20 protein-coding genes are annotated in these 19,763 nt (G+C 63.4%); 11 read left to right on the top strand and 9 right to left on the bottom strand.

Annotation, left to right across the window (positions count from 1 at the left end; translation table 11 throughout):
* Nucleotides 1-13: 13 nt before the first annotated feature.
* The 7 genes from ACEN9O_RS27650 to ACEN9O_RS27620 all read left to right on the top strand — a co-directional run bounded on the left by ACEN9O_RS27650 (nucleotide 14) and on the right by ACEN9O_RS27620 (nucleotide 7,142).
* The gene (locus tag ACEN9O_RS27650; protein WP_495614997.1) at nucleotides 14-1,402 is read left to right on the top strand and encodes a sigma-54 dependent transcriptional regulator; all 1,389 of its coding nucleotides are present in this window, start codon (nucleotides 14-16) and stop codon (nucleotides 1,400-1,402) included.
* 249 nt (nucleotides 1,403-1,651) lie between these two features.
* On the top strand, nucleotides 1,652-3,370 hold the full coding sequence (locus ACEN9O_RS27645) for a hypothetical protein (RefSeq protein WP_495614996.1): 1,719 nt from the start codon (nucleotides 1,652-1,654) through the stop codon (nucleotides 3,368-3,370).
* A gap of 65 nt (nucleotides 3,371-3,435) precedes the next feature.
* Entirely contained in the window at nucleotides 3,436-3,849 is a 414-nt protein-coding gene (locus tag ACEN9O_RS27640; protein ID WP_495614995.1) for a hypothetical protein, read from the top strand.
* Nucleotides 3,846-4,523 (top strand): C39 family peptidase, encoded by a 678-nt coding sequence (locus ACEN9O_RS27635; protein ID WP_495614994.1) that lies wholly within the window; start codon nucleotides 3,846-3,848, stop codon nucleotides 4,521-4,523. The genes ACEN9O_RS27640 and ACEN9O_RS27635 overlap by 4 nt, the downstream gene beginning before the upstream one ends.
* A 12-nt stretch (nucleotides 4,524-4,535) precedes the next feature.
* Nucleotides 4,536-5,027, top strand: coding sequence for a hypothetical protein (locus ACEN9O_RS27630; protein WP_495614993.1), 492 nt, complete (start codon nucleotides 4,536-4,538; stop codon nucleotides 5,025-5,027).
* Nucleotides 5,028-5,054: 27 nt separating this feature from the next.
* Nucleotides 5,055-6,119 (top strand): acetate kinase, encoded by a 1,065-nt coding sequence (locus tag ACEN9O_RS27625; RefSeq protein WP_495614992.1) that lies wholly within the window; start codon nucleotides 5,055-5,057, stop codon nucleotides 6,117-6,119.
* 69 nt (nucleotides 6,120-6,188) lie between these two features.
* Complete coding sequence (locus tag ACEN9O_RS27620; RefSeq protein ID WP_495614991.1) at nucleotides 6,189-7,142, top strand: MBL fold metallo-hydrolase; 954 nt, start codon at nucleotides 6,189-6,191, stop codon at nucleotides 7,140-7,142.
* 88 nt (nucleotides 7,143-7,230) lie between these two features.
* Here ACEN9O_RS27620 and ACEN9O_RS27615 read toward each other — a convergent pair whose 3' ends face one another.
* Nucleotides 7,231-8,286 carry an alkene reductase gene (locus ACEN9O_RS27615; protein WP_495614990.1) on the bottom strand — a complete coding sequence of 352 codons (1,056 nt, stop codon included), beginning with the start codon at nucleotides 8,284-8,286 and terminating at the stop codon, nucleotides 7,231-7,233.
* Nucleotides 8,287-8,296: 10 nt separating this feature from the next.
* Nucleotides 8,297-8,587 carry an ArsR/SmtB family transcription factor gene (locus tag ACEN9O_RS27610; protein WP_495614989.1) on the bottom strand — a complete coding sequence of 97 codons (291 nt, stop codon included), beginning with the start codon at nucleotides 8,585-8,587 and terminating at the stop codon, nucleotides 8,297-8,299.
* Nucleotides 8,588-8,721: 134 nt separating this feature from the next.
* Between ACEN9O_RS27610 and ACEN9O_RS27605 the strand changes: the two genes are divergently transcribed.
* A complete protein-coding gene (locus tag ACEN9O_RS27605) occupies nucleotides 8,722-9,768 on the top strand; it encodes a hypothetical protein (RefSeq protein ID WP_495614988.1) in 1,047 nt (348 codons plus the stop codon).
* A gap of 15 nt (nucleotides 9,769-9,783) precedes the next feature.
* On the opposite strand, the gene ACEN9O_RS27600 is transcribed toward ACEN9O_RS27605, so the two are convergent.
* Nucleotides 9,784-10,140: a DUF1304 domain-containing protein gene (locus ACEN9O_RS27600; RefSeq protein ID WP_495614987.1), complete on the bottom strand. Its 357-nt coding sequence runs from the start codon at nucleotides 10,138-10,140 to the stop codon at nucleotides 9,784-9,786.
* Nucleotides 10,141-10,255: 115 nt separating this feature from the next.
* On the opposite strand from ACEN9O_RS27600, the gene sugE reads away from it, so the two are divergent.
* Complete coding sequence (gene sugE, locus ACEN9O_RS27595) at nucleotides 10,256-10,573, top strand: quaternary ammonium compound efflux SMR transporter SugE (RefSeq protein WP_495614986.1); 318 nt, start codon at nucleotides 10,256-10,258, stop codon at nucleotides 10,571-10,573.
* Here the strand turns inward: sugE and ACEN9O_RS27590 are convergent, their stop codons facing one another.
* Nucleotides 10,574-11,533, bottom strand: a complete 960-nt coding sequence (locus ACEN9O_RS27590) for a M14 family metallopeptidase (RefSeq protein ID WP_495614985.1) — start codon at nucleotides 11,531-11,533, stop codon at nucleotides 10,574-10,576.
* 219 nt (nucleotides 11,534-11,752) lie between these two features.
* Between ACEN9O_RS27590 and ACEN9O_RS27585 the strand changes: the two genes are divergently transcribed.
* Entirely contained in the window at nucleotides 11,753-12,997 is a 1,245-nt protein-coding gene (locus tag ACEN9O_RS27585) for an HlyD family secretion protein (RefSeq protein WP_495614984.1), read from the top strand.
* A gap of 14 nt (nucleotides 12,998-13,011) precedes the next feature.
* Entirely contained in the window at nucleotides 13,012-15,138 is a 2,127-nt protein-coding gene (locus tag ACEN9O_RS27580; protein ID WP_495614983.1) for a peptidase domain-containing ABC transporter, read from the top strand.
* A 43-nt stretch (nucleotides 15,139-15,181) separates the two neighbouring features.
* Here ACEN9O_RS27580 and ACEN9O_RS27575 read toward each other — a convergent pair whose 3' ends face one another.
* The 5 genes from ACEN9O_RS27575 to ACEN9O_RS27555 form a co-directional block, all read right to left on the bottom strand.
* The gene (locus tag ACEN9O_RS27575) at nucleotides 15,182-15,364 is read right to left on the bottom strand and encodes a hypothetical protein (RefSeq protein WP_495614982.1); all 183 of its coding nucleotides are present in this window, start codon (nucleotides 15,362-15,364) and stop codon (nucleotides 15,182-15,184) included.
* Between the two features lie 59 nt (nucleotides 15,365-15,423).
* On the bottom strand, nucleotides 15,424-15,606 hold the full coding sequence (locus ACEN9O_RS27570) for a hypothetical protein (RefSeq protein WP_495614981.1): 183 nt from the start codon (nucleotides 15,604-15,606) through the stop codon (nucleotides 15,424-15,426).
* Between the two features lie 212 nt (nucleotides 15,607-15,818).
* The gene (locus tag ACEN9O_RS27565; RefSeq protein WP_495614980.1) at nucleotides 15,819-15,998 is read right to left on the bottom strand and encodes a hypothetical protein; all 180 of its coding nucleotides are present in this window, start codon (nucleotides 15,996-15,998) and stop codon (nucleotides 15,819-15,821) included.
* Nucleotides 15,999-16,076: 78 nt separating this feature from the next.
* Entirely contained in the window at nucleotides 16,077-16,442 is a 366-nt protein-coding gene (locus tag ACEN9O_RS27560; RefSeq protein WP_495614979.1) for a DP-EP family protein, read from the bottom strand.
* Nucleotides 16,442-19,714, bottom strand: a complete 3,273-nt coding sequence (locus ACEN9O_RS27555; protein ID WP_495614978.1) for an nSTAND1 domain-containing NTPase — start codon at nucleotides 19,712-19,714, stop codon at nucleotides 16,442-16,444. Before ACEN9O_RS27555 ends, ACEN9O_RS27560 begins: the two co-directional genes overlap by 1 nt.
* Nucleotides 19,715-19,763 lie beyond the last annotated feature (49 nt).

Raw genomic sequence — 19,763 nt, 5'->3', positions numbered from 1 at the left:
TCGTCCAACGCTCATGACGAAAAAAACCATACTCTGCCTGGCAATCGGGTGTCCCGCCATACCGGACACGCTCAAGGCCGCAGTAGAGGGATGGGAAGTATGCAGCGCGGTAACGCTCGCCGAGGCGCGCCGGCAATTGAGGTCGCGTCCGCTGCCAGTGGGGGTGCTGTTGGTGGAGGCGCATGACGAGCAGCTGTGTATCGCGGTGGACGGCTTCCTGCACGAGCACGGGGATGTGCACTGGGTGGCGGTATTGCATGCGCCGGCGCTGGAGTCGCCGGCCTGGCGCCAGCTGGTGCACGATCACTGCGGCGATTTCCACACCTGGCCGCTCGACGCCCAGCGGCTGCGACACACGCTGGGGCATGCGCACGGGCTGGCGTTGTTGCGTCCGCCATCATCGTCATCGCCGCTGGCGGGGCGCGCGCATGCCACGCAGGGCCCGACGCTAACCGGACAATCGGCCGCCATCGCCAGGCTGCGGCGGCAGATCGTCAAGGTGGCGAGCGCCAGCGCGCCGGTGCTGATCGGCGGCGAGAGCGGCAGCGGCAAGGAGCTGGCGGCGCAGGCCGTGCACGCGCATTCGCCGCGCCGCGACGGGCCGTTCGTGCCCATCAATTGCGGCGCGATCCCGGCCTCGCTGATCCAGTCCGAACTGTTCGGCTACGAACGCGGCGCCTTTACCGGCGCGGCGCGCGAGAAGCGCGGGCTGATCGAGACGGCCCAGGGCGGTTCCATCTTCCTCGACGAGATCGGCGACCTGCCGATGGAGCTGCAAGCCAATCTGCTGCGCTTCCTGCAGGAGAAGACCATCTACCGGCTCGGTTCCACGCGCAGCATCGCGGTTGATGTGCGGGTGATTGCGGCCTCGCACGTCAACCTGGCGCAGGCGGTGGCGCGCGGCGCCTTCCGCGAGGACCTGTACTACCGGCTCAATGTTCTGGCGCTGGATGTGCCGCCGCTGCGCGAGCGGCGCGAGGATTTGCTGCCGCTGGCCGAACAGTTTTTCCACACCTATGCCAGCGAGCGGGCGCCGCGCGTGCGCGGCTTCAGCGGCCGGGCGGCGCAGGCCATTCGCGACTACGACTGGCCCGGCAATGTGCGCGAGCTGCTCAACCGCGTGCGGCGGGCGATGGTGATGGCCGAGGGACGGCTGATCCTGCCGCACGACCTGGGCCTGAGCGCGGAGCCGGCGCCGCGCATCGCCGCGCCGCTGGACGACGCCCGCATCCGCGCCGAGCGCGACGCCATCGACGCCAGTCTGCAGCGGGCCGGCCGCAACATCACGCTGGCCGCGCGCGACCTCGGTGTCTCGCGCATGACGCTGTATCGCCTGCTGGCCAAGCACGGCATTGCGGCGCCGTCGCGTAGTTGTTACACCGCCGCGCCGCCCTCGAAATAGCCGCTGGCGCTGGGACGGAGCGCGCGGCGCCACTGTCGCGTTGTCACATCGGTGTGACGTTCTGCGTCGGAGTGTGCGTGACGGCATGGCCGGCCGGCTAGCGGCGCCGCCGAATTGTTCAGTGTTTTCAACGGTTTGCGCGCGCGGCACTGGCGGTGGCATCAAGTTTGCAGAAGAGGTGAGGGCCGGGAGATCGGTCCCCTGGCACCCATTCCATCAACCGTACAACCTGTTAGGTAGGGAGCAGCTATGAAGAAAACTTTGATCAGTGCGGCCATCGCGCTGGCGTTTGGCGCAGGCGCAGCGTATGCGCAAACCACCACGCCACCAACGGTGACGCAATCCGGCGCGGGCGCGCATGCGAACGACAACTCTTTGGCGGTGCAGGACAGCAGCAACAAGAACAACAATAACAACAGCACCGGCGGCGCGAGCGCCAGCCAGCTCGGCGCCGCCGCTGCCAACAACGGCGGCACGGCCACCGCAACGCTCACCAACGCGTTCAACACCTCGTCGGCCAACGCCACCAGCACGCTGAACGGCACTGTCACCGGCAACACCGTGCATGACATCGGCAACAACGCCAGCAATGCCGGCAGCAGTGTCGGCGGTGTCGGCAATGGCGGCGTCGGCGGCTCGGCGACGGCAGGCGCGGCGACCGGCACCGGCGGCTATGGCGGGGACAGCTATGGCGGCAATGGCGCGGCAGGCGGCGCGGGCGGCAACGCCACCAACGGCAGCGCCAGCAACGGCTCGCCGTCGGTAGGTGGCAGCACTGGTGGCATCGGTGGTAGCGGCGGCGCGGCTACGGGCGCCACCAGCGGCGCAGGCGGTGCCGGTGGCGCCGGCGGTGCGGGCGGCGCGGGTGGACGCGGCGAGTTGGCGGCCGGCGGCGCCGGTGGCTTTGGCGGCGCCAGCGGCGCGGCCACGGGCGGCGCGGGCGGCGCCAACGGCGGTTCGACCGGCGGCAACGGCGGCATGAGCGGCGCCGCCACCGGCAGCAACGGCGGCAGCGGCGGCACGACCGGTAACGGTGGCGCGGCAACCGGCGGCGCCGGCGGCATGGCGGGGGCGGGCGGCGCGGGCGCTGCCGGCGGCGGGGCCGGCAGCGGATCGGGCGCGGCTCACACTACCGGCACCGGCGGCGGCGCCGGCTCCGGGGCGGCGTCGTCGGCCAACAACAGCGGCATGCCAGGCGGCACCGAACCCACGGCCACGACACCACCGAGCCAGACCTCGACCGGCACCAGCGGCGCAGGCACGGGGGGGGCCGGCACGTCGGGTAATGCGACCAGCAGCACCGGCACCGCCACCGGCGGCGCGGGCGGCGCCGGCGCGGCGGGCGGCGCCAGCGGGGCCGGCGCGGCAGGCACGGGCGGCAGCAATACGGCCGGCAACGGCGCGGCAGGCGGCGCGGCCACCCGCGGCGCCGGCGGCGCCGGCGCGGGCGTGACGCAGCCCGGTGGTGCCGGCGCGGCCGCCACCACGGGCGGGGGCGGCGCGGGCGGCACCGGTGGTGCGGCCACCAGCACCGGCGCGACGGGCGGCGCCGGCGCGGCCGGCGGTGCCGGCGGCAACAGCGGTGCGGCCAGCAACACGGCCGGCAATGGCGCGGCAGGCGGCGCGGCCAGCGGCGGCACGGCCAGCAATGGCAATCCCACCAACGGTAGTTCGACCGGCGGCGCCGGCGGCACCGGCGGTGCTGGTGGCGGCGGCAACACCGCGGGCGCGGGCGGCAGCGGCGGCACCACGACCGGCGGCGCTGCCACGGGCGGCGCGGCAGCTGGCGGCACTGGTGGCGCGGGTGGCGCCGTCTCGGTGTCGGCCGGGACGTTCAACATGTCCAACACCATGAGCAATGTGGGCCAGTCGGCGGCCGGCATCATGGTCACGGCGCAGAACAGCGGCATCGCTTCACTGGTGCAGCAGAGCGTCAACGTCCAGGCCAACCTGTCGGTCGGCAGGTAAGGCGGGCGCGGGACGCGGGCGCGGCGGTACAGCGCGTGCGTCCCGCCATCTACAGGGGGTACGGTATGCAGATACCAGTCATCATGAGTGTATGTGCCGCGTGTGCCGCGCTGGCGCTGGCCGGCCAGGTGGCGGCGGCGCCGGTGATTCCACCGCTGGCGGAGCCGGTCGCGCAATCCCTTCCGGCGCTGCTGCCGGATGCCATTGTCATCACGGCGGCCGATCCCGCCGGCTTTGACGGCACCGCCGTGCCGGACGCCAAGCTGGCCGGCAAGCGCGCGGGAGCGGAGGCGGTCAACAGCGATATGCAATTAAGCGGCGCCGTCAGCGGCAACACGGCGGTCAATGTCTACACCGGCGCCAACGCCATCAGCAGCGGTGCGTTCAGCAACGCCTCCGGCTTGCCGGTGGCGATACAGAACTCCGGCGCCAATGTGCTGATCCAGAACGCCACCATCATCAATATCCAAATGCAATGAACAAATCAGCATGCATCATCGTCCTGGCCGCCCTCGTGGGCGGCCAGGTACGTTCGGCGGACCTGCCCGGCGTGGCGGGCGGCAGTTACGCGCTGCACGTCACCAGCCTGAAGGAGGCGCGCTTCCGTTCCACCGTGCGCCAGCAATTCGACTTCAGTTGCGGCTCGGCGGCGGTGGCGACGCTGCTCAGCTACCACTACGACACACCGGTCAACGAACGGCAGGTGTTCGACGCCATGTACGCGCAGGGCGACCAGCAGAAGATACAGCGCGAAGGCTTTTCGCTGCTGGACATGAAGCGCTACCTCGCCACGCAGGGCTTTATCGCCGACGGCTACCAGCAGCCGCTGGACAAGCTGGCCGAGGCGGCGTTCCCGGCCATCGTGCGCATCCGCGAAAACGGTTATGAACATTTCGTCGTCATCAAGGGGCTGGAGCCGGACCGCGTGCTGCTGGGCGATCCGGCCGGCGGCACGCGGGCCGTGCGGCGCGCCGATTTCGAGGCGCTGTGGCAAGACCGCTTGCTGTTCGTGATCCACAACTGGCAGGGCAAGCCGCACTTCAACCAGGCGGCGGACTGGCACGTCGCGCCGCGCGCGCCGCTGGGCGAGGGCATCAACCGCACCAGCCTGACCGACATCACCCTGCCCAAGAACGGCAGCGGCAATTACTGAACGGAGGCGCGCATGCGCATTAGCATCCTGACCGTGCTGCTGGCCTGCGGGGCGGCGGCACACGCCGGCGATATGCCGGACCCGACCGACGGCTGGACCGCCGTCGACGATGCGCGGCTGGAACAGGCGCGCGGCGGCTACGACCTGGGCAACGGCCTGGTGGTCTCGCTAGGTGTCGAACGTTTGGTTTCGATCAATGGCAGTGTTGTAGCGAATAGTCGTTTCGCGATCGCCGATGTGACAAAGTTGAGCGCTGCGGAGGCACAGACGGCCAGCGATGCGCTGGCCGCCGTGGTGGTGCAGAACGGCGCCGGCAATGCGGTCGATCCGCTGCCGGCCACGTCGGGACTGGGCGCCTTGCTGATACAAAACAGCGTCAACGACCAGGCCATCCGCAGCCAGACCACGATCAGCACCACCGTCAGCAACCTGGCGTTGCTCAAGGCCGTCAACTTTGAAAGTCTGTTGCGCGATGCCCTGAGCGGGGCGGTGGGGCCGAAATGAACGCGAACACAACTCAGGAGGGCAGCGATGCGAGGTGCAAGATGGCAGGGCGGCGCGGTGGCGCTGTGGGCGTTGGCGGCATGCGCGGCGGCGCAGGCGCAGGGCGGCGGGCCGCCGCCGGGCGGCGATGCGCAGCCGCCGGCGGTGGCGCCCCTGTTCGAGCAGCCCGGTGTGCTGACGCCGCGTGGCAAGCTGGTGCTGGAGCCGTCGGCGCAGTTCGGCTATTCGTCGAGCAACCGGGTGGTGCTGGTCGGCTACACCATCATCCCGGCCTTGCTGATCGGCCTGGTCGATGTGCGCGAGGTCAAGCGCAACACGCTGACCGGCGCGGTCAGCCTGCGTTACGGCCTGAGCAATCGCGCCGAGCTGGAGCTCAAGCTGCCGTATGTGTACCGCTCCGACTCCACCGTCAGCCGCGAGATTTTCACCGGCACCGGCGTCGACAATGTGTTCGAGACCAGCGGCAAGGGTGTGGGCGACGCTGAGCTGGCGGTGCGCTACCAGCTTAACCAGGGCGCGCCGGACCGGCCGTACTACGTGGCCGGGCTACGCGTCAAGTCGCGCACCGGCACCGATCCCTTCAGCGTGATCACCGATTGCACCAAGCGCTGCGTGGGCCCCAACGCCACCGGCACCGGCCTGCCGCTGGAACTGCCGACCGGCTCGGGCTTTTACGCGGTGCAGCCCAGCCTGACCTGGCTGTACGCCAGCGACCCGGCCATCCTGTTCGGCAGCATCAGCTACCTGTACAACATCAAGCGCAGCAACGTCAACCGCAAGGTCCTGAACGGCGAGTGGGAGCCGCTGGGCACGGTGGCGCCGGGCGCCGTGGTGGGTTTCAATTTCGGCGTCGGCCTGGCGCTCAACGACAAGGCGCTGATCAGCCTGGGCTACGACCACAACTCGATCGCGCGCACGCGCCAGAACGGCGTGCCGGTGCCGGGCTCGGTGCGCACCCAGCTGGGCACGCTGTTGATGGGCCTGTCGTACCGCCTCAGCGACAAGCGCACCATCAACATCGCGGTCGGCGCCGGGCTGACGCGCGACACCCCCGATGTGCAACTATCGTTCCGCATGCCGATGACGTTCTAGGCGCGTGACCGGGGAAGCGGATTTTGCGGTATCGTAGCGTCTCTTGACAGGCAAAATAACAGGGACGCTATGATCACGACCACCTTGACCCGATCCGCCGCCGTGCTGGCGCTGGCGGCCGCTTGTTCGATGGCGCAGGCCGCCGCGCCGATGGCCAGGGTCCAGGCGCCCGGCTTTTACCGCGTGATGCTGGGTGAATTCGAGGTGACCGTGCTCAACGACGGCAGCATCGACCTGCCGGTCGATCATTTGCTCAAGCAGCCGCCGGCCAAGACCAACGCGGCGCTGGCCAGGGCGTTTCTGAAGAGCCCGGTGGAAACCTCGGTCAACGCCTTCCTGATCAACACCGGCAGCAAGCTGGTGCTGATCGACGCCGGCGCCGCCAGCCTGTTCGGCCCGACCGCCGGCAAGATGCTGGCCAACTTCAAGGCGTCCGGTTACAAGCCCGAGCAGGTGGACGAGATCTACATCAGCCACATGCACGGCGACCATGTCGGCGGCCTGGCGGCCAACGAGCAGCGGGTGTTCCCGAACGCGGTGGTCCGCGCCGGCAAGCTGGACGCGGATTACTTTCTGAGCCAGAGCAACCTGGACAAGGCGACCGGCGAAGAGAAGGAAGACTTCCAGGGCGCGATGATGTCGCTGAATCCCTACATCAAGGCCGGCAGGTTCCAGCCCATCATCGCCAACAGCGAGCTGGTGCCGGGCATCAAATCGTATCTCAACGGCGGGCACACGCCGGGCCATATCACCTACGTGGTCGAGAGCGCGGGGCAGAAGCTGGTGCTGCTGGGGGATTTGCTGCACGTGCAGGCGGTGCAGTTTGAGCATCCCGAGGTCGGCGTCAACTTCGACAGCGACAGCAAGGTGGCCATCGCCGAGCGCAAGGAAGCGTTCGCGGCGGCGGCCAAGGGCGGATACCTGATCGGCGCCTCGCACCTGTCGTTCCCGGCGCTGGGCCATGTGCGCGTTGACGGCAAGGGCTACGACTTCGTGCCGGTCAACTACTCGTTGCCGCGTTAGACAAACCCGCCAGCCTTAAGCGATACGCCTGCCGCGCCACTTAGGGGTCGGACCCCGCATGGGGTCCGACCCCGCCTGGCCGTGCGGGTCAGGCCAGCGCCGGATAGTCGGTGTAGCCTTCTTCCGCGGGCGCATAGAAGGTTTCGGCCTTCCACTCGTTCAGCGGCGCGTCCAGCTGCAGGCGGCGCGGCAGGTCCGGGTTGGCGATGAAGGCCTTGCCGAAGGCGATGGCGTCGGCGGTGCCGGCGTCCAGCACTTGCTGCGCGGTCTGCTTGTCCATCTTTTCATTGGCGATGTACACGCCGCCGAATGCCTTCTTCAGCACGGGCCCCAGGCTGTCCTCGCCGACCGCCTCGCGCGCGCAGATGAAGGCGATCTTGCGCTTGCCCAGCTCGCGCGCCACGTAGCCGAAGGTAGCGGCCGGGTCGGAGTCGCCCATGTCGTGCGCGTCGCGGCGCGGCGCCAGGTGCATGCCGACGCGGCCCGCGCCCCAGACGTCGATACAGGCGTCGGTCACTTCCAGCATCAGCCGGGCGCGGTTCTCGATCGGGCCGCCGTAGTTGTCGCTGCGCTGGTTGGTTTTGTCTTGCAGGAACTGGTCGAGCAGGTAGCCGTTGGCGCCGTGGATTTCCACGCCGTCGAAGCCGGCCTTCTTGGCGTTTTCCGCGCCCAGCTTGTAGGCGGCGACGATGCCGGCCAGCTCCTCGGTGTCGAGCGCGCGCGGCACCGGATAGGCGCGCTGCGGACGCAGCAGGCTGACGTGGCCGTTGGCGGCGATGGCGCTGGCAGAGACCGGCGCTTCGCCGTTCAGGAAACTCGGATCGGAGATGCGGCCCACGTGCCACAGCTGGGCGAAGATCACGCCGCCGGCCTGGTGCACCGCGTCGGTCACCAGCTTCCAGCCTTCGACCTGCTCGTCCGACCACAGGCCCGGCGTGTCGGCGTAGCCCACGCCCTGCGGCGTGACGGCGGTCGCCTCGCTCAGGATCAGGCCGGCGCTGGCGCGCTGCACGTAGTACCTGGCCATCAGCGCGTTCGGCACGCGGGCGCCGCCGACGGCGCGGGCGCGGGTCAGCGGCGCCATGACGATGCGGTTTTTCAGCGTGATGTCGCCGAGGATGAGCGGGTCGAAAAGATTTGCCATGATGAGTTTCCTATAAAGTCATTTGATCGATGAAGGCCCGGATGGTCGCTTCGTCGCGTTTGAAATAATTCCATTGCCCCACGCGGTGCGACGTGATCAGGCCCGCCTTGAGCAGGGTGGCCAGATGCGCCGACACCGTCGATTGCGACAATTCACAACGCCGGTCGATGAGGCCGGCGCACACCCCCAGGCTCAGCGGGTGCTGCTGCTCCGCGAAATACACCTCGGGCTCCTTCAGCCACGCCAGGATCTGGCGCCGCATCGGGTTGGCGAGGGCTTTATGAATAGCGTCTATGTCCATTTGCATGTAACGATATATGGATCGTCTTTTTCCGATTTCAATATCGTGATCTTACGATATAAAAGAAAAACGTGCTGACGGCCAAAAAATCATTTATGTTATGGGAACATTGTTCGAAGTTTAATGAGGGCCGTATGTCGAGTCATTACCTGGATGTGGCCATCGGGCTGTCCTACACCTTCCTGGCCGTGAGCCTGCTGTGCAGCGCCACGCGTGAAGCCATCGCCTCGCTGTTCCAGACCCGCGCCAAGGTGCTGCTGGACGGCGTGCTGACCCTGCTGCACGAGCCGGCCGGCAAGCATCGGCTGCGCGGCATCGTCCCGTCGGTCATGCGCTTCCTGCGCATGGACAAGGGCTTCGACCTGGCCAAGCTGGGGCCGGATTCGCTGTCGGCCGCCGTCATGACGCATCCGCTGATCACCGGCCTGGCGCAGCAGGGCCGCATGCCGTCTTATATTCCTTCGGCGATTTTCGCGCGCGCGTTCATGGCGACGCTGACCGCCAAATACGGCAAGGGCCAGACGGCTACGCGGCTGCTGGCCAACATCGGCAACGAAGGCCTGAGCCGCACGCTGCTGGCGCTGATGGGCGAGGGGCCCGACGACCTGGGCGCGCTGGAAAGCGCCGTGCGCACCTGGTACGACACGGTGATGGACCGCATCACCGGCTGGTACAAGCGGCGTTCGCAGCTGGTGCTGTTTTGCGTCGGCCTGTTCTACGCGGGCGCAATGAATATCGATGCGCTGCAGCTAAGCCAGCGCCTGTGGCGAGACAACGGCGCCGCCGCCGCGCTGGCGCAGCAGGGCGCCGACGCCATGGCGACCGGCCGCATGAAGCCAACGGCGGCCGCGCCCACCGACACGCCGATGAGTCAGGTGGTCGAAGTGAAAAAAGATGTGCAAGCGATGCAGGCGCTGCCGATCGGCTGGCCCTCGTCGCGCTTTGACGGCGTTGCCGGCAAAGGCTACGGCGCCTTCATGGCCGCGCTGGCGTTCGCGTTGATGGGTTGGATCGTCACGGCCTTCGCCTCGTCGCTGGGCGCGCCGTTCTGGTTCGACGGCATCGGCTGGCTGCTGGCCTTGCGCGGCAGCGGCGCCAAGCCGGCCGCCGAACCGGCGCCGGTGGTGGTCGAGACCATCACCTTGCCCAGCCTGAACGGCGTCAAGCCGGCCGGCAGCTAAGCGCCCAGCTTGGCCTCAGGCGAAGTGCAGGGCCAGCGCGATTAGCGCAGGCAGGGTCTGGATCAGCAGGATGGAACGCTTGACGGTGACGCCGCCCCACACGCCGGCCACCGCCACGCAAACCAGGCCGAACACCGTGAAGGCCGAGCCGATCGCCGGGTTCGGATGCGCAAAGCCGACCACCAGCGCCGCCACCAGGAAGCCGTTGTAGCACCCCTGGTTGGACATGGCCGGCTGGACGATGTCTGCCTTTTCCTGCGTCAGCCCGAACACGCGGCGGCCGCGCGTTTGAAACAGCACGGTCTCGAGCAGGACGATGTAGACATGTATCAGCGCCACCAGGCCGGTGACGATCTGCGCCAGTAATTGCATGGATGCTCCTCCTTGTTATTGATGGAGCATTATGGCCTGTGGCGGGCGCGGCGGGAAGTCGCCAGCAGAGTTTAGCCGTCAATGCTATAGTTTCCGCCAATTTTGGAGACACTTGATGACCTGGATAATCCTCATCCTGGCCGGCCTGCTGGAAGTGGCGTGGGCGGTCGGGCTCAAATACACCGACGGCTTCAGCAAGCCGCTGCCGACGGCCCTGACGCTGGCCGCCATGGCCGGCAGCGTCGCCATGCTGGGCCTGGCGCTGCGCACGCTGCCGCTGGGCACGGCCTACGCCATCTGGACCGGCATCGGCACGGTCGGCACGGTGATCTTCGGCATCGTCGTGCTCAACGAACCGGCCAGCGCGCTGCGCCTGGGCTGCATCGCCATGATCGTCGGCGGCATCGTCGGCCTGAAACTGTCGACCGTCTGATCAGAAACCGGGATTGGCGCGCGTGAGGTAATACCATTCGCTGTGGGCGCCGGCCGCCGCGTCGGGGAACAGGATGCGGCCGTCGAACTCGGCCAGCACTGCCGTACCGTCGGCGCGCGTGCCGATCTGCTCGCCTTGCCGCACCGGATCGAAGCTGGACCAGGCGCGGCTGAACTGATCGTCGGCATGCTGCTTGTCGTAGACCGCCACCATGCTGAGCGCCTCCATCGCCTCGTCGGCGATGGGCTCTGGTGATGGCGCATCGATCAGGCCAAGGAAGGCGAGGGTGTTGACGATGGCGCGATAGCCGACCTCCGGCGCCTGCGGATCGGCGTGCTGGCCGCATTCGAGCGTCAGCGCGTAGCCGCCGGTGCTGCGCATGTATTCGGTGGTGCCCATGCCGTAGCGCAGCACGGTTTCCAGCTGGCTGTCGCCGCGCAGGCGGCGCTGCACGCCGGCACCGTAGGTGCGCAGCCAGCCATCGACAAAGCGCCGCACGCCAAGCCGGCGCGCCATCGCGCGCTCCTGCTGCTGGTGCCTGAACGGCTCCAGCGGACCGTCGTTGTTGCGCGGGCCGACCATGACGAACGGTTCGCTGGCGGCGTTGAACGAGTGCAGGTCCAGCAGCACCTCATGCTGCGCCAGCAGCGGGCATAGCCAGTTGGCCACGCGGTCTTCGAAGTCTTGCGGATTCGGATTGGGGAACAGGTTGCGGTTCAGATTGCGTTCGCCGGAGCGCTCGCCCTTGGCGTAGGCCAGCGGATTGGCGATAGGGACGAAGGTGACGCTGCCCTGGCGTATCGTCAGCGCGCCGCTGTCGAGCTGCTGCATCACGCGCGTGATGGCCTTGGTGCCGCAGGTCTCGTTGCCGTGTACGGCGCCGGTGACGATCAGCCGGGCGCCGGGGTGTTGGCCGCTGTACTGGTGGGACTTGAATTGCAAAGCGCCTGCTGCCGTCATGCCTGTCTCATCGATATCTCGAAAAGTGCAGTTTATACTGATTGACTGCCGAGGGTAAGATGAATCGAGGTGACTGAGAGCATGCTTTGTTGCTTGGGCGTTGCATAATCGATGCGCCTCCAGTAGCATGCGTTTTGAATTCGACAAGTGCATTCTGCATACTCCCCACCATGCTATGGACGCGCGGGCGCCCATTTTTTTATCCGACGAAAGAAATTGATGAGTCGATTGTTTCGGCCCGAAGCGGTCGCGCATAAGAACCAGCGTCTGCATGGAGTGGTGATCTTGGCGCACACATGGTCGAACGTGGCCTTGACAGCATTTTTCTGTTCGATCGTGATAGCAATTGTGGTGTTTGCTTGTACCCACGGCTTCACCCGCAAGGAGACGGTCAGTGGAGTAGTGGTACCTGACCGCGGAGTGATACGGCTGGTGGCGCCCCAATCCGGCGTCGTGACGAATATCCAGGCTAAGGAAGGCGAGTTGCTTCGGGCGGGTGATCCTGTGTTTGTGCTGACCAGCGAGCGCACCAGTACAAAAGGGGATACTCAAGCATCCATTAACGACGCGCTGTCTTCACGGATGGCGCATCTGCGCAAGGAAATCGAACAGCAGGGCCTTCAGACGAACAACAAAGGACAGGACATTGCTGTGCGATTGGATAGCCTTAACGCCAGCTTGAAGCAACTGGATGGAGAACTATCCTTGCAGCGCCGCAAAATAGAAATCGCGCGTAACTTGTCGGCAAGCTTGAATAGCCTTGCGGCAGAAGGAAACGTTTCAAAGAACGCCGCCAGCCAGAAGACCGCCGAACTGCTTGAGCAGGAAGCTCGAATGTCCAGCACCGAAGGGCAGCGTCTGGGCGTCTTGCGCGACATCTCCGCGCTTTCGGCACTGCGCAGCGACCTGCCGCTACAGCGTGGCCGCGAAGCCTCTGAACTCCAGCGCAGCCTTGAAGAACTCAAGCAGCAAGCCAGCGAAAGCGAAGCCAAGCGCCAACTGGTGGTGCGCGCCAATGAAAGCGGCAAGTTGGCTGGCATCCTCGTCGATCAAGGGCAAGCCGTTTCGGGCGAACAACGACTGGCCTCGCTGCTGCCGAAAGACAGCAAGCTCGAAGCCGAACTCTATGTGCCCACACGTGCCGCCGGTTTTGTCCGGCCGGGCACGGAAGTGCTGCTGCGTTATGACGCCTTCCCTTATCAAAAATTTGGACAGTTCCGCGGCCGCGTACGCGACGTCTCGTTGACCACTGTCGCGCTTGGCGACTTGCAGCCGAACGCTGCCGCTTCATCCGAACCTGTCTACCGTGTGCGCGTACTGTTGGATGCCCTGGACGTGAAATCGCCGAGAGGCGTGCATGCATTGAAACCAGGAATGCAGTTGTCGGCCACGCTAGTGCTGGAGCATCGCACATTGGTGGAGTGGGTATTGGAACCCTTGCTCGGCATTTCCGGCCGCTTATGATGGAGCTGTACTGAATGGAACGGATAGGACTGTACCGTAGCGTGCCGATTTATTTGCAGACCGAGGCCAGCGAATGCGGCTTATGCAGTCTGGCGATGGTGGCAGACTACCATGGCTATCGCACGGACCTGGCATCCCTGCGACTGCGCTTCCCCATTTCGCGCAAGGGGGCGACGCTGGAAAGTCTGATCCGCATTTCGCAAGTGTTGAAGCTGGACAGCCGGCCGGTGAAATTGGATATGCACAATCTGCCGGAGCTTCGGCTGCCGTGCGTAATCCATTGGGACATGGATCACTTCGTTGTGCTGGTGTCGGTATCCTCCCGCCGCGCGGTGATTCATGATCCGGCCATCGGTGTGCGCACCTTCACGATGGCTGAGTTCAGCAAACACTTTACAGGTGTCGCGCTGGAACTGAGCCCCGCTTCGGATTTCGCACCGGCCAATCACAAGCTGCAATTTACATTGCGCGGTTTGATGGGAAACGTGACCGGTTTGAAGCGGGGGCTGACGCAGATTCTGCTGCTGGCATTGGCGCTGGAAATTGTATCAATCTCATTGCCTTTTTTCTTGCAGTGGGTGGTGGACCATGCGCTGGTCTCCGCAGATCGGGATCTGTTAACGACGCTGGCGTTGGGCTTCGGCCTGCTCATATTGATACAGGGCGCGATTGGCGCCGTGCGCGGGTGGTCGGTCGTGGCGATCAGTACCCAGCTCAATTTCCAATGGCTGGGAAATGTCTTTGGCCACATGGTCAAGCTGCCGTTGGAGTATTTTGAGAAGCGGCATGTTGGCAACATCATGTCGCGTTTCGGTTCCATCACCACCATCCAGAAAACCCTGACGGGTGGCTTTGTACAAGCGATGGTTGATGGTGTCATGGTCGCCGGCACGTTTGGCATGATGCTGCTGTATAGCCGGCGTCTGGCTTGTATTTCCTTGATCGCGGTGGCGCTGTATGCCTTGATGCGCTGGGTTTTGTTCCACAGTTTGCGGGCGGCGACCTCCGAACAGATCGTTCATGCCGCGAAACAAACCACCCATTTCTTCGAAACCGCAAATGGCATTCAAAGCGTGCGCCTGTTCGGCAAGGGCGAGCAACGGCGCTCGGGATGGTTGAATATTCTGGCGGAACAATTCAATGCCGAACTGCGCATCCAGCGTATCCGCATCAGCTACGAAACGGCGCAGACCTTGCTCTTTGGTCTGGAGCGTGTGCTGATAGTCTGGCTTGCTGCCACTGCGGTTATGAATAATGTGTTCACGACCGGGATGTTGTTCGCGTTCGTCGCCTACAAGGATCAGTTCTCGACCAGGCTGGCGGCACTGGTCGATAAGGTAGTGGAGTTCAAGATGTTGAAGCTGCACGGCGAGCGCGTGGCTGACATCGTATTGGCCGAGGTTGAACTGGCGGGGCCACATGATGCGGACGAAGTCGATATTGAGCATGTCTTGCCGAGCATCGAGTTGCGGGGTATTTCATTTCGCTATTCGCCGACCGAGCCTTATGTGTTCGAGAATATCGATCTTAAAATTGAAGCAGGGGAGAGCATTGCGATTACTGGTATCTCAGGCGGCGGCAAGACGACCCTGGTCAAGGTCATGCTGGGTCTGCTCACGCCTACACATGGAGAAGTGCTGGTCGGTGGCCAACCAATTCGGAAGCTGGGGTTGGCCACCTATCGGAACATGGTCGCGACTGTAATGCAGGAGGACCGCTTGTTCTCCGGCTCTATCGCGGAAAATATCAGTTTCTTTGACCCTATGCCCGAATGGAAGCGCATCAAGGAATGCGCGCGACTGGCAGCGATCGCGACGGAAATTGAAAGCATGCCGATGGGGTACAACACCATCACTGGTGATAGTGGAGTGGGCATCAGTGGTGGACAAAAGCAGCGGATATTGTTGGCACGTGCGTTGTACCGGCAACCGCGCATACTTGTTCTTGACGAAGCGACCAGCGAGCTGGACATCGACAACGAAAAGAACGTCAACACCACAGTCAAATCGATGGGACTCACGCGGATTGTCGTGGCTCATCGGACGGAGACGATTGCTAGTGCAGATAGAGTGGTTGGACTAAAGGATGGCAGGCTGATCGCTTCAGGGGAGCATGCTGACTTGCGCGTTGCAGGCGCGTAGTCCGACGCCTCGTATGACGGCGTCGGACTGAACGTGCTGACTCTTACTGTTGCGGCTCGTTTATTATTTGCGGACCACCGGTAACAGCCGAGTATTCGTTGAACGAAAGGTGTTGAATTTCGGTTGGGGTAGTAACGCCTGGACTTTTCTCGATAGCTGCTGAGCGAATTTCTTTCAGCGATACGAATAATGGATTTTTGGCGTTTGCGAAAATCGAATTTTGCATAATTTTCCCTAATTTAGAGTTGGGGATCATTTCCCACTTGGAAATTCGAAACTTACTTATCAGTTTTCTGGTACATTTTGGACTTGTGGGGCGCCGGCTACAGCCGAGCATTCCTCAATTGCCAGAGGGGAAATCTTGGTCAGAGTATCGGTGATCGGATTTTGCTCGGCCGTGGACGACTCAACTTTTAGTACCGATGTCGACAAGGATTTTTTGATATTTTTAAACAATGTATGGTTCATAATTTGATCCTATGATTGTTGAGGAGATAGTGAGTCACATTGAATGCGTAATCTTCATTGCGCCCCAATTACTATTGGCAGACGTACATGATCCACACAGCATTCGTTTATTGCTGTCCTGGTCTATTGTCCACTTACGACCATCCGGCAACAGCCGAAATCTTTAACTGATCTGGTAAGGAGAGTGTGCCAAGACCAGGCTGTTTGGTCACTTAATTAGGTTCGTTCCTGACTTGTGGAGCACCCGCAACAGCCGAGTATTCTTTGCTGGTCAGGGACTGAATGCCGTGCATTGCGATAATGGTCAGATTTTCTTCGACAGCTTCCGAGCGAATTTTTGGCGCCGACGTAGAGAAGACTTCTTTGATGGATGTAAAGAATGTATTGCTCATAGCAACTAAGACTTTCTAATGTTGTGATTTATATTCACGCTGACCATCGACGCCCTACAAAAACTTGATATTCCAAGGTTACTGTTGTGGATCGTTCTGGACTTGTGGGTCGTGCATGAATTCCACGCCGTCTTCGTCTTTGAAGTTAAGTGTGATGTACAGTGTCACCTTGGAAGTGTTGGCGTCGCTGAAGGTCAGCTGTTTTCCGCTGGTGCTGACACTGGCTGCGCTAAGCTGATCATTATTCTCGGGAACGACGGTCATGCCGGTAAAGACGATGTTGCTTGTTCCGCTGTCAAAGATCTGGTAATTGACCACGGTATCGGCCTGCGTCACGACAGGCATCGTAGGCGCGCTTTCTACTTTGTAAGTGCCGGCGGTGCTGCCTGGTTTAACTTTAACCAGAACGTTGATGAATTGGGTCGATGGATGCAGTTTGCTCATTAGTTTACTTTCTTCAGTGGGTGGGTGGACAGGTAACGCAGGTATTCAGGGTCACGGTAGGACATTGTTTCTAGTTGTGTACGTACTGACGCCGCAGCCTCGTGTTGATTCAGGCAGAATTGAGCCTTGACCCACGGCGCGAGCACACGGAAATCCGCGCTGCCCTTGACGAGCGGACTTAGCATAGCCTGTGCGGTGCGGCAATGTCCGCGCCCAACTTCATTTTCTTGTGATTCTTGAAGTTGCGAGCTAAGCAGCAGCGCATCGACCAGCACGTTGCGGATCACCTGATCGTTAGGTGCCGAAGCATGCAGCCGCTGTAATTTCTCGACTGCAGGTACTAAATTGACTGTTGCTTCCACTTTTCTTCGATTATGTAGATAGATAGCTGCCTTGCGTTGTTGCACATTAGCCAGCATAGCCTGTAGGTTGAGTTTTTTTGGTTCAAGCTGACTCAGTTCTTCGAACCGCTGTGCCAACCAGTCTAGTTGTCCCAAGATTAGATCGGAGCGCTGTTCGCTGTCATTGGTTTCAATGATGCGCAATTGAGCTAAATACAGATTGCGTTGCCAGATGCGATTGCTCGGATCTTTTTCCACGACTTGCTTTAGTAGTGCCTGGGCTTGGAGAAGATCGCTATGGCTGGCTTTCATTTTGCCGCGCGCCTGTTTTACTTCGGATTGGTGCGACCAAGCCGACGACAATTGCTTGACCCATTGACTCTCTTCTGGATATGTCTTGTGTAGCTCTTGTAGTAGCGCCAGTTCGCGGTCATACAATGTCTCCGCCAATGCCAATTGGCCCAGTTGCAACTGCGTACTAGCTTGCCATGATAGGCTATCAGCTAGATCCGAGGTTAATTGCTTGTCCTTGGGCGCTTTGGCATATGCGCTCGTCTTAAGGTCCACAGAAAGTGCGAACTCGCTGGCTGCACGTGGTATATCGCCGCGCCGCAACGCCACGGTGCCGAGGTTGTTGTGCGCGTAAGATTGTTCGATCCATGCCTCGACCGCTAGAGGCGCAGCGGCGGCCAGGCGGTCAGCGTAACCACGATACTCTTCAAAATACTGTTGAGACTTCTCCCATGCTTTCTGATCCAGCTGAATCTGGCCAAGCCAGAATGCGTTCTCACCTGCGCTCTTGAGCAACACTTGGTCGGTTGATTTTTTTTGTAGCTGGGTCAGTAGTATGCGGCGGCCAGCTAGCAGGGCTGTGCTGGCGCCGACCGGATCTCCTCGTGCGATCCTGACTTCGGAAATCAATTGCAGTGACTTGGCGCGTTGCGCCTGTGCGGTATCACTATCGTCGCTACGTGCTGGATCGGACAGGTACTTCAACGCGCGATTGCTCACGCTGTCGAGCAAATCCAGCTTGCCCAGTGGCCGCAGCTTGTCGACGAAGTCGCCCAGCATATAGCCCATTAATTCCTCGGCCTCGGTGCGGTGCCGCTCGGCCGCCTGTTGCGCCGAGCGCGCCATCAGGAACAGGCCGCCGGCCAGCAGCGCCAGGCCGGCCATCACAATCGTGATCGTCAACCGCAGCCGCTCGCCGCGCCGAACGCCCTGCAGCGAGGCCTGGACGAAGGCTTGCTCCTGCGGCGTGAAGCTGAAGCCGCTGGTCTTGAGCAACTGGCGCGCCTGGTTCGCCTGGGTGCCGGACGGCAGCAGCATGTCGAGCTTGCGGCCGCTGTCCTGCCAGCGCCTGGCTTGCGCGCTGATGCGGCTGCGCACCTGCAGGGCCTGGCGATGTTCCTCGATCCACGCCACCACGCGCGGCCAGCGCCGCAGCAGCGCTTCGTGGGCGATGCCGAATGCCGGCGCGCCGCCGTGCAGATCGCTGACGAACAGGTGGGCGTCGACCAGCGCCTGCACCAGCGCGTGATCGGCCTCGTTGCGCAGCGCCGACCACGGCACGCGGCGCGAGGTGACGGTGGACTCGTCCTCGGCCACCAGCACCAGTTGCGACAGCACATGCGGCAAGGCGGCGATCTGCGCGCTGCCCAGCGCCGAGATGACTTGCTCCGCGCGCGCGCCGATCGCGCCCTCCAACCCGCCCAGCGCGTGGAAGCTGGCGTGGCTCAACTCGCCGTCGGCGCTGCGCAGGCGATACAGCTCCTGCAGGCAGTATTGCAGCAGCGGCAGCGTGTCCGGGCCGGCCCTGGCGGCGTCGATCAGCACCTGGTCCAGCGATTCGCCGCTGGTCGCGTCGACCGTGTAACGCAGCTGCGCCACCTGCACCGGGTGGCGGATGATCTGGGCGATGTCGGCCGCGCCGGGCGGCGCAAGGTCGAAGTGGCCGCCGCGCAGCTTCATGCTCATCAGCGCCGGGTAGGCCGTCAGATGCGGGTAGAAGTCGTTGCGGCAGGCCAGCACAAACAAGATGCAGCCGGAGCGCGCCAGCTGGTCGAGCACGTGGATGAACACGGCCCGTTCCTGCTCGCCGATATGCGGCAGCCGGAAGATGGCTTCGAAGCGGTCGATGAACAGCATCAGCCGTATCGTCGGCAGCTGCGCCTGCAACTGGGCGATCAGGCCCGGCAAGTCTTGCGCCATGCGCTGGGCCAGCGCCGCGGCGCTGGTGTGCTCAAACAGCAGACGGCCGTCCAGTTCGGCGTCGAGCAGCACGCTGGCCAAGGTGTCGAGCAGGCTGGCCTGGCCCATGTCGGCGCAGTCCAGCTGCAGGTGGCTGGCGATCGCCAGCCCGGACTCGGCCGGGGCGGCGCCCGCTTTCAAGGCGGGAATCAGGCCAGCCTGCACCAGCGAGGTCTTGCCGGCGCCCGACGGTCCCAGCACCAGCACCATCGCGCAGGCCGCCTGCACCTGGCTGACCACCACCTGCACCAGCTGGTCGACGCCGAGCTTGCGGCCGAAGAAGATCGCGGCGTGCTGCTCCTCGAACGCTTCCAGCCCGCGGAACGGCGAGGCATGCAGCCAGCTGCCGTTGCTGACGTCGTCGTCATAACTCAGCTCGGCCAGCAAACGATAGCCGCGCTTGCGGATGGTTTCGATATAGCGCGGTTCGAGCGCCGAATCGTCCAGCGCCCGGCGCAGCTGGGTAATGATTTTGTGGACCGCGTTGTCGCTGGGGGAGATGTCGCCCCAACACGCGTCGAGCAAGGTTTCGGCGGACACCACCACGTGCGGATGCTTGCATAAATGCAACAAAACATCCATGGCGCGCGGCTCCAGTTGGCGGTTCAGGTCGCCGCAACTGAGGGTATTGGTGGCCGGATCGACCCGCCACTGCCCGAAACGAAAGCTCTTATGGTTCACACGGACCTTCTTTGTTTGAAAATAAATGCTTTGTAATCAATCACTTGAG

It is taken from the genome of Duganella sp. Dugasp78 (assembly GCF_059491455.1).
Note: the sequence above shows the minus strand (reverse complement) of the source record. Positions and strands in the feature narration are given on the sequence as shown.

What these genes read in the sequence shown, in the direction of transcription:
- ACEN9O_RS27630 (WP_495614993.1), top strand. Translation starts at nt 4,536, where the DNA reads ATGCGCATTAGCATCCTGACCGTGCTGCTGGCCTGCGGGGCGGCGGCA.
- ACEN9O_RS27590 (WP_495614985.1), bottom strand. Translation starts at nt 11,533, where the DNA reads ATGACGGCAGCAGGCGCTTTGCAATTCAAGTCCCACCAGTACAGCGGC.
- sugE (WP_495614986.1), top strand. Translation starts at nt 10,256, where the DNA reads ATGACCTGGATAATCCTCATCCTGGCCGGCCTGCTGGAAGTGGCGTGG.
- ACEN9O_RS27610 (WP_495614989.1), bottom strand. Translation starts at nt 8,587, where the DNA reads ATGGACATAGACGCTATTCATAAAGCCCTCGCCAACCCGATGCGGCGC.
- ACEN9O_RS27600 (WP_495614987.1), bottom strand. Translation starts at nt 10,140, where the DNA reads ATGCAATTACTGGCGCAGATCGTCACCGGCCTGGTGGCGCTGATACAT.
- ACEN9O_RS27635 (WP_495614994.1), top strand. Translation starts at nt 3,846, where the DNA reads ATGAACAAATCAGCATGCATCATCGTCCTGGCCGCCCTCGTGGGCGGC.
- ACEN9O_RS27585 (WP_495614984.1), top strand. Translation starts at nt 11,753, where the DNA reads ATGAGTCGATTGTTTCGGCCCGAAGCGGTCGCGCATAAGAACCAGCGT.
- ACEN9O_RS27620 (WP_495614991.1), top strand. Translation starts at nt 6,189, where the DNA reads ATGATCACGACCACCTTGACCCGATCCGCCGCCGTGCTGGCGCTGGCG.
- ACEN9O_RS27615 (WP_495614990.1), bottom strand. Translation starts at nt 8,286, where the DNA reads ATGGCAAATCTTTTCGACCCGCTCATCCTCGGCGACATCACGCTGAAA.
- ACEN9O_RS27560 (WP_495614979.1), bottom strand. Translation starts at nt 16,442, where the DNA reads ATGAGCAAACTGCATCCATCGACCCAATTCATCAACGTTCTGGTTAAA.
- ACEN9O_RS27640 (WP_495614995.1), top strand. Translation starts at nt 3,436, where the DNA reads ATGCAGATACCAGTCATCATGAGTGTATGTGCCGCGTGTGCCGCGCTG.
- ACEN9O_RS27575 (WP_495614982.1), bottom strand. Translation starts at nt 15,364, where the DNA reads ATGCAAAATTCGATTTTCGCAAACGCCAAAAATCCATTATTCGTATCG.
- ACEN9O_RS27570 (WP_495614981.1), bottom strand. Translation starts at nt 15,606, where the DNA reads ATGAACCATACATTGTTTAAAAATATCAAAAAATCCTTGTCGACATCG.
- ACEN9O_RS27565 (WP_495614980.1), bottom strand. Translation starts at nt 15,998, where the DNA reads ATGAGCAATACATTCTTTACATCCATCAAAGAAGTCTTCTCTACGTCG.
- ACEN9O_RS27625 (WP_495614992.1), top strand. Translation starts at nt 5,055, where the DNA reads ATGCGAGGTGCAAGATGGCAGGGCGGCGCGGTGGCGCTGTGGGCGTTG.
- ACEN9O_RS27650 (WP_495614997.1), top strand. Translation starts at nt 14, where the DNA reads ATGACGAAAAAAACCATACTCTGCCTGGCAATCGGGTGTCCCGCCATA.
- ACEN9O_RS27605 (WP_495614988.1), top strand. Translation starts at nt 8,722, where the DNA reads ATGTCGAGTCATTACCTGGATGTGGCCATCGGGCTGTCCTACACCTTC.
- ACEN9O_RS27580 (WP_495614983.1), top strand. Translation starts at nt 13,012, where the DNA reads ATGGAACGGATAGGACTGTACCGTAGCGTGCCGATTTATTTGCAGACC.
- ACEN9O_RS27645 (WP_495614996.1), top strand. Translation starts at nt 1,652, where the DNA reads ATGAAGAAAACTTTGATCAGTGCGGCCATCGCGCTGGCGTTTGGCGCA.